The following is a 13,626-nucleotide window of genomic DNA, read 5'->3' on the forward strand; positions in this document are numbered from 1 at the left end:
TCTTTAATAATTATACGGGGGCATAAATTCATTCCCCTATCTTCCCGATATCTTCCCAATAATATGCAATCTCTTTAAATTGTTCTCCACCGATTTCAATCATGGTCTCAGCAAGTGGTTTCCCGCCGAGTGCTTCATAGAATTTCTTAGACGGATTAAGTTCAAGCACCCATACTAACATGGAAGAAAGTCCTTGTTTGTTTAGTTTATTTGCAATCTCCATCGTCAGCGTTTTTCCTATCCCTCCCCCTTGCGCTTCCTCTATTAGATAGATTGCATATAACTCGCCATCTACACCATAATTACCTGTTCGCTCTTTTCCACCGGTTGCGAAACCAACTATTTCTCCTCTTTCACTCTCAGCTACAAATATTGTGTTATGACCTATGCCGCGACGCCAATTTTCAGCGCGCTGCTCGTATGATAATTGTTGAAGATAAGAATCTGGCACTATCCCTTTGTATGTACTCCGCCAACTATCGACATGTACGCGTGCAATCGCTTCGACATCTTCTAATATTGCTTCTCTCATTTGCATTCCCTTTTCCCCCTGCCCCATTTCTATTAGTTTACCGCAAATTACAGAATAATAGAATTGTACAAATTTAATTGAAGAGAATTGACCATGATCTAAAACTTATCGGTCATATTCACAATTTTATCGGTCAGTTTAGTGGAGTTATCGGTCACTTTTACAATTTTATCGGTCAATCTGGCGAAGTTATCGGTCACTTTCACATTTATATCGTCTTTTCGTTACCTTTGACCTACAAAAAACCCTCACAAAAAAGCCGCCACTTGGACAACTCATCCAATGCGACGGCCAAATTCTCTTCAAGCATATCTTCGATGAACCTTTTTCCCATCATACGAGAACACGATTTGTTTAGAATCTGTATACGTCTCCAAGTGGACGATACGGCCCCATAATTGATGTATATAAGGAAGGACATTCTCCAAATAGGGGACATCTAATTCCGTTCCTTCAAACTTATGCACCAGATAAAGCTCACCATTTCGAACGTAGTCCCCATCGTGGACGACGATAAAAGGAAATCCACCATTTACTCGTTGCGCGATTAACCGCTCTTGCACATTTCGATATTCTTTATCTGATATTTTATAATAACTTCCTTTTTTCTCGAAAACATACATGTCTTCTTGTTGCACGATTTCCTTGGTCAAGTAGTTTCTTATGAATGAAATATCGGAATCCATTTCCCTAACTTCAAACATTTTTTCCCTACCCGAATTCGGAGTCACCCCAAACTCCATCATTTCTTTGGTAGGATTATCGTATCGGCGTTCAATATCCTCGAAAATCTTCAGTCCCAAATAATATGGATTAATGGATGTTCTTGACGGTTGAATAACGTTCGCATTCAATTTAGCAAATTCAATTGTTTCGTCTGACGTCAAGTCCATTTCCCTAAGGATCCGTTGATGCCAGAATGTTGCCCAACCTTCATTCATGATTTTCGTTTCCATTTGTGGCCAGAAGTAAAGCATCTCTTCACGAACCATCGTCAAAATATCTCGCTGCCACTCTGAGAGTTCCCGACTATGCTCCAATATGAAAAGCAGTATATCCTTTTCCGGTTGAGCAGGAACTCTTTTTCTTGTTGTTTCCAAAGTGGGCGATGATAGTTTACGATTATCAATTTCCCAAAGATCGTCGTATGCAGTTTTACGAAGGATGGGTTTCGTTTCTTCTTCCTCTACTTCTTCATTGCCATATCTCCATCTTACGAGTGATGGATCGATATGTTCCTGAATCGCAAGCACCGCATCCAAAAATTGTTCAACTTCGTCTTTTCCATAAGTCATTTCATAATTTGCTATACGTTCCGCTGTTGCAGTCATACTTTCTACCATATCCCGTCGCGTATTCGCAAACCTTGCATTGTTTTTAAAGAAATCGCAATGGGCTAAAACATGGGCGATGATCAGCTTATTTTGTAACAGTGTATTGCTTTCGAGCAAAAATGCATAACAAGGATTTGAATTGATCACTAATTCATAAATCTGACTCAGCCCTAAATCATATTGCAACTTCATTTTGTGGAACTGTTTTCCAAAACTCCAATGAGAGAACCGTGTAGGCATTCCGTAAGCACCAAATGTATAAATAATATCTGCTGGACAGACTTCATACCGCATCGGATAGAAATCCAGTCCGAAACCTTTGGCTATCTCCGTAATTTCTTCAACCGCATATTGCAGTGCCCTGCGGTCCGTCATTCGGATCCCTCCTGATGCTTGTGGAAAAACTTCTTTAATGCATGGTAAACATCTTTGTTATCTTTCAGTACATAATGACGGAATTTCGGATCTTCTATTTTATTGTACGTATTCATCAGTGTTGAATATCGGCTATGGGCATTCACTTCCCCATAACCGAACATATTTGAGACTTCCATCAATTCATTCACCAACGATAAACATTTCCCGTTATCCGATGACATATTTTCCCCATCTGAGAAATGGAAAGGGTAAATATTAAAACGTGTCGGATTATATTTCTTTGAAATAAGATCGAGCGCTTTTTCATAAGCGGTCGAGCAAATTGTCCCTCCACTTTCACCTTTGGAAAAGAAATCAGTTTCCGACACCACTTTAGCAATCGTGTGGTGGGCTATGAATTCAATTTCTACCTTTTCATATTTTGTGCGTAAAAACTTCATCATCCAAAAATAGAAGCTTCTTGCCATATACTTTTCAAAGGTGCCCATTGAGGCACTTGTGTCCATCATCATCAGAACGACTGCACTGGATTGGGGCTTTGTGACCTCATCCCAAGTTTTAAACCGCAAATCATCGTTATAGATTGGCATGATTCCGGTTTTACCATCCATTGCATTCCGTTTGAATGCAGCAATAATTGTTCTCTTTTTATCAATATTTCCGATAAGACCTTTTTTCCTTATATCATTGAAAGCGATTGTATCGTCGGTAATATCCACCTGTTCTCGTTGTTCAAGATTCGGCAATTCCAATTCTTTAAATAAGGCCGCTTCTATTTCAGCAATGGATACTTCGGCCTCATAATAGTCCTTGCCTGGCTGATCGCCTGCCTGTTTTCCTTTACCGTTGCCTTGTTTTCCGTCACTCGCAACAACGTCACCCACCTGGCTCTTCCCATCGCCTTGCCCGACATGCTTAGACTTATCGTGATTGTACCGGATTTTATATTCATCTAACGACCGTATTGGTATTTTGATAATCTCTTTGCCGTCCGACATAACAATGCTTTCTTCGGTGATCAATTCAGGTAAATTGCTATGAATCGCTTTTTTCACTTTATCCATATGACGTTTCTGATCCTGGTAGCCTTTTCGGTGAAGCGTCCAGTCTTCCTGAGAGACGACAAAAGACTCGTTTTGATTGTCATGCAATACTATTCACCTACCCCAGTCCATTCATTTTTTTAGTATATGCAACGACTGGCGGGTTATTGAAATCTATTAACGGTTTAGGAGGCTTCCGACATAACGTAATAATTCATTTGCAGAAACTGAATTATAGCCATATTCATCAATAAGTCTGGCAACGACTTCGTTGATTTTTTTCAAATGTGTTTCGTCTGGTGTAGTGGATGAGGTCGTAATTTTGACAACATCCTTCAGGTCCGCAAAGAGTTTCTTTTGAATGGCCTCACGTAACCGCTCATGCGATTTGTATTCGAACCGTTTGCCCTTCCTTGCATATGCTGAGATCCGGATAAGAATTTCTTCTCGGAAAGCCCGTTTAGCATTCTCAGAAATTCCAATTTGTTCTTCAATAGACCGCATTAGCTTTTCATCCGGACTCATTTCCTCGCCAGTGAGTGGATCCTTCAATTTATGTTTATTACAAAAAGCCTCCACGTTATCGAGGTAATTATCCATCATTGTCTTAGCGGATTCTTCATACGAATAGACGAATGCTTTCTGAACTTCCTTTTTAGCAATCTCATCAAATTCCTTACGCGCGATAGAGATATAATTCAAATACTCTTCTCTGTCTTCCTTTGAGATGGATGCATGCTGATCTAATCCTTCTTTTAATGCACGCAACACATCCAGGGCATTGATGGCATCCACTTCTTTTCGAATGATGGCCGACGATATCCGGTTAATAACATATCTTGGGTCAATTCCGTCCATTCCTTCATTCGGGTATTCCTTTTTCAATTCTTCCAAATCTGCAGAGTTAAAGCCTTCCACATTTTCTCCGTCATATAGTCGCATCTTCTTTACAATATCGATGCCCTGTTTTTTCGAAACCTTTAATCTCGTCAATACAGAGAAGATAGCTGCAACTCTAAGGGCATGTGGAGCTATATGAACATGGGACATGTCACTTTCCCGAATCATCTTTTCATAAATCTTTTCCTCTTGGCTTACTTTCAAGTTGTAAGGGATCGGCATGACGATAATTCTGGAATGGAGCGCTTCATTCTTTTTATTGGAAATGAAAGACCTATATTCCGTTTCATTCGTATGTGCAACGATTAATTCATCCGCGCTTATAAGAGCAAACCGACCTGCTTTGAAATTCCCTTCCTGGGTCAATGAAAGAAGATGCCATAAAAACTTCTCATCCAATTTCAGCATCTCTTGAAACTCCATCATTCCTCGGTTCGCCTTATTCAGCTCACCATCAAATCGATATGCACGCGGATCTGATTCGGATCCGTATTCGGCAATCGTGGAGAAATCGATACTGCCTGTTAAATCGGCAATGTCCTGAGATTTTGGATCGGATGGAGTGAATGTGCCAATTCCCACCCGTTTATCCTCCGAAAAGAAAATCCTTTCTATTAATACATTTTCAATCCGCCCATCGTATTCCTTTTCAAGGCGCATCGTGTTCAATGGAGAAAGACTGCCTTCAATTCGAATGCCGAATTCCTCAAAAAAGTCATCCCTTAAATAATCAGGAATTAAATGTAGCGGGTCTTCATGCATCGGACAGCCTTTAATGGCATATACAGCCCCATCATCTGTTTTTGAATACTGTTCCAAACCGCGTTTTAACAGCGTGACAATGGTCGATTTTCCTCCACTGACCGGCCCCATTAGCAAAAGGATTCTCTTTCTGACATCAAGTCGTTTTGCCGCAGGATGAAAATATTCATTTACCAACCGTTCGATTGTATCTTCAAGCCCATAAATTTCATCATCAAAAAAGTGGAATTTAGATTGACCGTTTTTCTTTGTTTCCCCATGGCTCTTAATCATTTCATACACACGAGAATGAGCAGTTTGCGCAACTTCCCTACGGCCTTTTAAAACGTTCAAATACTCTTCAAAGGTGCCTTCCCACTTCAACCTGTTTTCCTCTTCACGGAAGTGTTCGACTTTCCGCAATATATCCATTCATTTCCCTCCATTCAGGGCGTGGTTTCAACCATTATATGCAGGAGAACTCAGTAAAATGAGACTGACAAAATAAGCGGCTAAATGAATAAGTTCATTTAGCCGCCTTTATTAGGATTCTGGATAATTTTTTCTGAGAAACGTGACAGATTGGACAATTAGGTCCCTCAAGACTTCGATATCGATATCATCTACTTTGTTTATATACACACAAGATTTTCCTGATGTATGTTTCCCAAATTGCTTCAACAATTCATCCCGTTCAGTATCACCTGTAGCAAAATAGAGGCTTGTTTTCGCCTTGCGTGGTGAAAACCCCACTAATGGTGCATCCCCTTCATGCCCAGTTTTATATACATAATGGTAAGATCCAAAACCGATTATTGTAGGTCCCCACATTTTCGCATCAAAACCTGTCGTTTCGGTGAAGATATCCAAGAGCCTATAAGCATCTTCACGCTTTTTAGGACTTTCTACAGCTTCGATGAATTCAATGACACTAGCGTCCGTTTCCTTTGTCTTTTGTTCGTACATTTTTTATCCCGCCTCCTATAAATCTGAATGATTCAATTACTTGCTATTATACAGAACATATAATAGTGTTAAAAGCACCAAAACTCCTTCATTTACCTAATAGTAGAGAGGTTAGACGACTGGAGTGCAAAGTGCAAATAAATTATCTTGACTAGCTAACTTTTTACTTTATAATTAGAATGATTTTACCGATATTGTCGAAAAAAGGAGTGATATTCAGGTTGGAAAATAAGCTGAAATTGTACGGCTTTAACAACCTCACAAAAACACTTAGCTTCAACATCTATGATGTGAGCTATGCAAAAAGTGAGCGGGAGCAAAAAGATTATATTGCCTATATCGATGAGCAGTACAATTCTGAGCGTTTGACAAATATTCTGTATGAGGTTACCAAGATTATCGGTGCACAAATATTGAATGTCAGCAAACAGGATTATGATCCACAAGGCGCAAGTGTGACAATCCTTATTACAGAGGAGTCACTTCCAGTTGCCGTAATAGATGAATCTTGTAATCTTGGCGAAATCGATATTTTAAAAACCCGGGATTCCGTTGTAGGTCATTTAGATAAAAGCCATGTCACTGTCCATACGTATCCTGAGTATCACCCGGATAATTCAATTGCTACTTTTCGTGTCGATATCGAAGTATCAACTTGTGGGGAAATTTCCCCGTTGAACGCTTTGGATTACCTAATCGGTAGCTTCGATTCCGATATTATTACGACTGATTACCGTGTAAGAGGGTTTACTCGTGATGATAAAGGGAAGAAGTTGTTTATGGACCATAAGATGACGTCCATACAAGACTACATCGACAGTGAAACGTTACAAAAGTATGATGCCATAGATGTGAACGTATATCAATCCAACATTTTCCATACAAAACTGCTGATTAAAGATATCAATTTGCAAAATTACCTTTTCAATACGGATGTCTATGAAATACCACCGAAGGAAAGGCTGAACATTACAAACAATTTGCGCAAAGAGATGATTGAAATATTCAGCGGTTCCAATATATATGAAGAGTGAGAGGACGAAAAATGAACATTCTTTCACAACAGAAGGCTCCAATTATGGAGGCCTTAAACAAATACAAAAAAATGCGTGTCGTTCCTTTTGACGTTCCTGGCCATAAACGTGGCAGAGGCAATGCGGAACTGACCGCTTTTTTAGGCGAGAATTGCATGACAGTCGACGTTAACTCGATGAAACCGTTGGATAATCTAATTCACCCGGTTTCTGTCATTCGTGAAGCCGAAGAGCTTGCGGCTGAAGCATTCGGTGCAAAGCACGCCTTTTTCATGGTGAATGGGACGACTTCTGCCGTACAAGCGATGGTTATGACTGCATGTAAGGCGGGGGAAAAGATTATCATGCCCCGTAATGTGCATCGCAGCGCTATTAATGCCCTTATCCTAAGCGGGGCAGTTCCTGTTTATGTCAATCCAGGTGTCAATAAAGAGCTTGGAATTCCTCTCGGGATGGCCGTTAAGGATGTCGAAAGAGCAATCCTTGAAAATCCTGACGCTAAAGCAATTCTTATAAATAACCCGACTTATTACGGGATTTGTTCGAATATGCAAGCAATCACGGATCTTGCACATCGTCACGGAATGCTTGTCCTTGTCGACGAGGCGCATGGAACTCATTTCTATTTTAGTGACGAACTCCCTGCCTCTGCAATGTCTGTCGGTGCCGATATGGCCTCCGTAAGCATGCATAAATCGGGTGGTTCACTGACCCAAAGCTCTTTGCTATTGATTAATAATGAAGTGAGCGAAGGGTACACAAGACAAATCATCAATTTGACACAAACGACTAGCGGCTCGTATTTACTTCTTTCTTCATTAGATATCTCACGAAAAAACCTTGCATTGAATGGTAAGGACATTTTCCGGAAGGTTGGAGAAATGGCACAGTACACACGGGATGAAATCAATAAAATCGGTGGGTACTACGCTTTTTCTGAGGAATTACGAAATGGCGATACGATTTACGATTTCGATACAACAAAGCTTTCCGTCCATTCACTTGAAATTGGATTAGCTGGGGTTGAAGTTTATGACATTCTTCGAGACGAGTACGACATCCAAATCGAATTTGGGGATATCGGCAACTTTTTAGCATACATATCAGTCGGAGACCGTCGTTTAGATCTTGAGAGGCTCGTATCAGCCCTCGCGGAGATCAAAAGGCGCTACAGCAAGGATAAGGGCGGATTATTCGATCATGAATATATCAATCCGCAAGTCGTCTACACACCCCAAAAAGCGTTTTATGCGCCAAAGGAGACGCTGCCTATTAATGAAAGTGCTGGTCGAATCGCGAGCGAGTTCGTCATGGCCTACCCTCCCGGAATACCGATTTTAGCGCCAGGTGAAATGATCACCCCTGATATTTTAAAATACATTCAATACTGCAAAGACAAAGGGAGCTTCATGACAGGTACGGAAGATAGCAAAATCGAACATATCAATGTTTTGAAGGAGACTGAGCAATGAATTTATGGTTTACCGAAAATCATTCGCCAAATGTCCTATTTTCCATAAAAGTCTTGGAACATCTATATACTGGGAAAAGCGAGTTCCAAAAAATTGATGTGCTTCAGACAGCGGAATTCGGACGTGTTTTAACGCTCGACGGATTAGTCATGGTCACTGAAAAAGACGAGTTCATCTACCACGATATGATCACACATGTAGCGATGGCGACCAATCCAGGCATAAAGAAAGTGCTTGTCATTGGTGCTGGTGATGGCGGCACAGTAAGGGAATTGACAAAATACGAAACAATTGAGCATATCGATATGGTTGAAATCGATGAGATGGTTGTCGATGTATGCAAGGAATTCATTCCGCAAACTGCTTCTAAATTAGACGATCCGCGTGTCCATCTTCACTTTGAAGATGGGTTGAAATTTGTCCGTTCCCATGAAAACGAATACGATTTGATCATCGTCGACTCGACGGATCCATTCGGGCCAGGCGAAGGACTGTTCACAAGAGAATTTTACGGTAACTGTTACAAGGCGTTAAACGAAGATGGCATACTTGTCAATCAACACGAGAGCCCTTTTTACGAAGAGGATGCGCTTGGCATGCAACGGGCACATAAGCGGATCACCGGATTCTTCCCGGTCTGTAAAGTGTATCAAGTGCATATTCCGACGTATCCATCCGGTCATTGGCTATTCGGTTTTGCCTCTAAAAAGTATGACCCTATCAATGACTTGAACGCAGATGCTTGGAACCAGCTTGGACTGAAAACGAAGTATTACAATACAGACATCCACGTCGGTTCGTTTGCTTTGCCGAATTACGTAAAGGAGCAATTAAAAGATGTTGAATAAAAACATTGAAACTTTCATCGGGTGCGATAATGAATACGATGAATCCCGCATTGTCATTTTTGGTGCCCCATTTGATTCGACCACTTCCTTTCGACCAGGCACTCGCTTTGCGAGTAAGGTGATGCGTGGAGAATCATTCGGAATCGAAACATATAGCCCCTATCAAGACAAGGACCTCGAGGATATCAACGTGTACGATGGCGGGGATCTTGAACTGAGTTTCGGGAATCCTGAAAAGGCATTAGGCAGGATTGAAGAATACACTCAAAAAGTCGTCGAGGACGGCAAAGTCCCTTGTATGATTGGTGGCGAGCATCTCGTGACACTTGGCGCAATTCGAGCTGTCGCAAAGCAATATCCCGATTTGCACGTCATCCAATTTGACGCGCATGCAGACTTGAGGGATGAATACCTTGGCGAACAATTATCGCATGCAAGCGTCATTCATCGTGTATGGGACATTTTAGGCGACAATAGGATTTTCCAATTCGGAATCCGCTCAGGCGATCGAAGTGAATTTGAATGGGGCAAAGATCATGTCTTCACGAATAAATTTAACTTTAACGGTCTTGAAGAAGTTGTTGAAAGTTTAAAAGGGAAACCAGTTTACCTAACGATTGACTTGGATGTTTTGGATCCTTCCGTCTTCCCTGGTACAGGTACTCCTGAAGCTGGCGGTGTAAGCTTCATGGAGTTATTGCAAGGTGTTTTGACAGTGAGCGGACTTAACATTGTAGGTTGCGATGTGAACGAACTGTCCCCTATTTACGATCAAAGCGGAGTTTCTACCGCGGTTGCTTGTAAAGTTCTTCGAGAACTTTTACTGGCAGTTCATACAGAAAAATAATTATGGGTGGTGTTTTGATTGGGTAAAGCGTTAATCATTGGAGCAGGTGGAGTTGCAAGTGTAGTAGTTCACAAATGTGTTCAAGTCCCAGATGTGTTTGAAGAAATTTGCATCGCAAGCCGTACGAAATCGAAATGTGATGCGTTGAAGGAAAAACTTGACGGAAGAGGAACAAAGATTCAAACTGCACAAGTTGATGCAGATAATGTTGATGAACTGATTGAACTCATCAATGATTTCAAACCTGAAATCGTCATTAACGTTGCACTTCCATACCAAGACTTAACAATTATGGATGCATGCCTTGCTACAGGTGTTCACTATTTGGATACTGCGAACTATGAACCTCTTGATACGGCAAAATTCGAATATAAATGGCAGTGGGCATATCGCGAAAAGTTCGAACAAGCTGGCCTAACTGCAATCCTTGGATGCGGTTTCGACCCAGGTGTAACAGGAGTCTTCTCCGCTTATGCACAAAAGCATTACTTTGATGAAATCCATACGATTGATATCGTTGACGCCAATGCTGGAGACCATGGTTATCCTTTCGCAACGAACTTCAATCCAGAGATCAATATCCGTGAAATCACGGCAAACGGCCGCTATTGGGAAAACGGTGAGTTCATCGAAACTCCTCCACTTTCCGAAAAACGTGTTTATGATTTGCCTGAAATCGGTCCTAAAGATGTTTACCTTCTATATCATGAAGAATTGGAGTCACTTGCACAAAACATTAATGGCATCAAGAAAATCCGTTTCTGGATGACATTCTCAGAAAAGTATTTGACACATTTAAAAGTACTTGAAAATGTCGGGATGACTTCGATTGAGCCGATTAATTTCGAAGGCCAGGAAATCGTACCATTACAGTTCCTGAAGGCTGTACTTCCGGATCCAGCTTCCCTTGGACCACGTACAAAAGGAAAAACAAACATCGGTTGTATTTTCCAAGGTACGAAAGATGGCGAAGAGAAGACATACTATGTCTATAACATATCTGACCACCAAGAGTGCTACCGTGAAGTCGGTTCCCAAGCGATTTCCTACACAACCGGCGTTCCTGCAATGATTGGTGCAATGCTATTGATGAAAGGCGAATGGAAAAAACCTGGCGTTTATAACGTAGAAGAGTTCAATCCAGATCCATTCATGGAAGCATTGAACGAATATGGGCTGCCTTGGCAGGAAGACTTCAATCCGGAACTCATCGATTGATAGGAGGCATGCAACTAATGAAATTGAATTTCGATCCACATGCAGTCCCCTCCCCTTCATATGTAGTGGACGAAGGGCTGTTGATCAAAAACTTGGAATTGCTTAAGTCCATAATTGACCGAACAGGTTGTAAAATTTTATTGGCCCAAAAAGGGTTTTCGATGTACTCCGTCTATCCGCTTATCGGAAAGTATTTGAACGGGGTGACTTCAAGTGGTTTATTGGAGGCGAAATTAGGCTTTGAAGAGATGGGGAAAGAAGTTCACACTTACTCTCCCGCCTATTCAGAAGCAGATTTTGACGAAGTTTTGTCGTATTCCGACCATCTCGTGTTCAACACATTCGACCAATGGAGACGGTTCAAGGACAGAGTGAAAAACCATCCAAAACCGATTGAATGCGGGATTCGGATAAACCCGGAGTATTCCGAGATTGAAGTCGATATGTATAATCCTTGCTTCGCATTTTCACGATTCGGAGTGACGCTTGAGAACTTCGAACCGGAAGAACTTGAAGGCATTAGCGGCTTGCATTTCCATACGATGTGCGAACAGAATTCCGACACACTTGCAAGAACCATCAAAGTCGTGGATGAAAAATTCGGCAAGTATTTGAATTTGAAAGGCATGAAATGGATCAATTTCGGAGGCGGTCATCATATTACCCGCCCGGACTATGATATTGAAACGCTCATCGAATCGATACTGTTCATGAAGGAAAAGTATGGACTGGATGTCTATTTAGAGCCAGGCGAAGCAATTGCTTTAAACACCGGATTCCTTGTAACGACTGTCTTAGATACGATGCAAAACGGTATGCCAATTGCTATTGTTGATACATCAGCTTCCTGTCATATGCCTGACGTATTGGAAATGCCGTATCGTCCTGAAATCGTAGGGTCCGGAAAGCCAAACGAGAAATCCATCACCTACCGACTCGGCGGTCCTACTTGCCTTGCTGGAGATGTCATCGGCGATTACTCATTTGAGCAGCCGTTAACAGCAGGAGATAAACTCGTATTTACTGACATGGCTCATTACACAATGGTGAAGAACAATACTTTCAACGGCATGAACTTGCCTTCAATCGTACTGAATACCGTAAATGACGGACCGAAAGTGATCAAAGAATTCAGGTACGACGACTTTAAAGAACGCTTGTCATAAAAATTAAAGGGTTAGCCTACCGCATCATTTGCGTCAGGCTAACCCTTTAATATAATCGTCTATTGTTCTTTACAACCAATAGAAAAAGCCTGAAACGCTCGTCTTTGACGGTCCCTTCGTTTCAGGCTTTCATTTATCTTATGTCATTCATCTGAGAGAAGCATGTTCAAGAATTCTTCTGATACATATGTTTTATTGCCACCGATCAGTTCAGGTGCAACTGCAAATTGACGAATGCTTTTATTTAATCCGTACGACTTTGTGCCCCGGGTAATTGTAAAAGAACGATTCTCCCCATCTCTTGTAAGAATTGCTCCATTCACTTCCCCACGTGATATAACCAAATAACCAAGTTCCTCTGCAACCTTGCGCAGCGGAATCATTTTCACGCCATCCTTCATGTAATGATCTTTTTCAATGATGTTCATGACACGCATATACTTTTCTGACTCTAATGTATCTAAAGCAATGATTTTGGTTGGTGGTGTTTGTGGCGGTAAACTCATTGTCATAATTGAGTAAAATACGATTAATTCTTTACCTTTTAGATCTGCTTGTTGAATTTTTTTGCCTTGCTGATTCACTAATACTGTTTCTTCACCGATGTTCAATTTCAATTCCCCGTCTAAACTAAGGAAAGATTCATCAAACTTCCCTACTTTAACGCTGCCCATATGTTCTTCATCCATTACAAAGAATAGCTCAGGTGTTATTTGGGCTGGGTATATCAAAATCATAGGCTTGTTTTTATCGTAATAGCCTTCGACTTTCATCCCTTTTTGCAACTTATCGGCTCCGAAACTTTCAGTCTTTCCGCTATGGAAAAGAAGCGTGTCATTTGTTATCATGAAGTTCGTAATTCCGCCTTCATCACTTTCCACAGTTACCATTCGAGCATTTTCACGGTTTTCGATATTCGTAATAACCCCTGTTTCCTTCATGTAGACAGAAGCATCCTTCACGTCTCCATTCTCCATTTGGATCACGTTCTCTTTTGCTTGAACAGAATACGTGGTTGCCCATGCGGAACTCGCTAATAGCGCTGTTAACGCGATTGCTCCAATTTTTTTCATATCTCTCTCTCCTTCAATTGGTTTTCAACGAGTTAGACGGAAAACTTTGCTAATAGTTACATGTTTTTTCTTCG

The 13,626-nt window shown here is 41.2% G+C and carries 12 protein-coding genes; 6 read left to right on the plus strand and 6 right to left on the minus strand.

From position 1 onward, the window contains the following. Positions 1-28: 28 nt before the first annotated feature. The 5 genes from ACFPZG_RS11025 to ACFPZG_RS11045 all read right to left on the minus strand — a co-directional run bounded on the left by ACFPZG_RS11025 (position 29) and on the right by ACFPZG_RS11045 (position 5,894). Positions 29-538, minus strand: coding sequence for a GNAT family N-acetyltransferase (locus ACFPZG_RS11025; protein ID WP_283731523.1), 510 nt, complete (start codon positions 536-538; stop codon positions 29-31). A gap of 296 nt (positions 539-834) precedes the next feature. After that, positions 835-2,241: a SpoVR family protein gene (locus tag ACFPZG_RS11030; protein ID WP_283731522.1), complete on the minus strand. Its 1,407-nt coding sequence runs from the start codon at positions 2,239-2,241 to the stop codon at positions 835-837. Beyond that, positions 2,238-3,395 (minus strand): sporulation protein YhbH, encoded by a 1,158-nt coding sequence (gene yhbH / locus ACFPZG_RS11035; protein ID WP_283734532.1) that lies wholly within the window; start codon positions 3,393-3,395, stop codon positions 2,238-2,240. Before yhbH ends, ACFPZG_RS11030 begins: the two co-directional genes overlap by 4 nt. Positions 3,396-3,464: 69 nt before the next feature. Beyond that, a complete protein-coding gene (locus ACFPZG_RS11040; protein WP_283734531.1) occupies positions 3,465-5,360 on the minus strand; it encodes a PrkA family serine protein kinase in 1,896 nt (631 codons plus the stop codon). 111 nt (positions 5,361-5,471) lie between these two features. Then, positions 5,472-5,894: a DUF1801 domain-containing protein gene (locus tag ACFPZG_RS11045; protein ID WP_317940205.1), complete on the minus strand. Its 423-nt coding sequence runs from the start codon at positions 5,892-5,894 to the stop codon at positions 5,472-5,474. 221 nt (positions 5,895-6,115) lie between these two features. On the opposite strand from ACFPZG_RS11045, the gene speD reads away from it, so the two are divergent. Genes speD through nspC form a run of 6 tightly spaced genes read left to right on the plus strand, consistent with a single transcriptional unit; the run spans position 6,116 to position 12,479 of the window. Then, entirely contained in the window at positions 6,116-6,928 is an 813-nt protein-coding gene (speD, locus tag ACFPZG_RS11050) for an adenosylmethionine decarboxylase (protein ID WP_283734529.1), read from the plus strand. 11 nt (positions 6,929-6,939) lie between these two features. Continuing rightward, on the plus strand, positions 6,940-8,400 hold the full coding sequence (locus ACFPZG_RS11055; protein ID WP_317940206.1) for an aminotransferase class I/II-fold pyridoxal phosphate-dependent enzyme: 1,461 nt from the start codon (positions 6,940-6,942) through the stop codon (positions 8,398-8,400). Further along, entirely contained in the window at positions 8,397-9,248 is an 852-nt protein-coding gene (gene speE, locus ACFPZG_RS11060; protein WP_283734528.1) for a polyamine aminopropyltransferase, read from the plus strand. Before ACFPZG_RS11055 ends, speE begins: the two co-directional genes overlap by 4 nt. Continuing rightward, positions 9,238-10,095, plus strand: a complete 858-nt coding sequence (gene speB / locus ACFPZG_RS11065; RefSeq protein WP_317940207.1) for an agmatinase — start codon at positions 9,238-9,240, stop codon at positions 10,093-10,095. The genes speE and speB overlap by 11 nt, the downstream gene beginning before the upstream one ends. Positions 10,096-10,113: 18 nt before the next feature. After that, complete coding sequence (locus ACFPZG_RS11070) at positions 10,114-11,313, plus strand: saccharopine dehydrogenase family protein (RefSeq protein ID WP_317940208.1); 1,200 nt, start codon at positions 10,114-10,116, stop codon at positions 11,311-11,313. Positions 11,314-11,330: 17 nt separating this feature from the next. Further along, the gene (gene nspC, locus ACFPZG_RS11075) at positions 11,331-12,479 is read left to right on the plus strand and encodes a carboxynorspermidine decarboxylase (RefSeq protein WP_317940209.1); all 1,149 of its coding nucleotides are present in this window, start codon (positions 11,331-11,333) and stop codon (positions 12,477-12,479) included. A gap of 143 nt (positions 12,480-12,622) precedes the next feature. Here the strand turns inward: nspC and ACFPZG_RS11080 are convergent, their stop codons facing one another. Then, positions 12,623-13,552 (minus strand): stalk domain-containing protein, encoded by a 930-nt coding sequence (locus ACFPZG_RS11080; RefSeq protein ID WP_283734526.1) that lies wholly within the window; start codon positions 13,550-13,552, stop codon positions 12,623-12,625. Between the last annotated feature and the right edge of the window lie 74 nt (positions 13,553-13,626).

It is taken from the genome of Sporosarcina thermotolerans (assembly GCF_042658975.1).
GTDB classification, from domain to species: Bacteria; Bacillota; Bacilli; order Bacillales_A; family Planococcaceae; genus Sporosarcina; species Sporosarcina thermotolerans.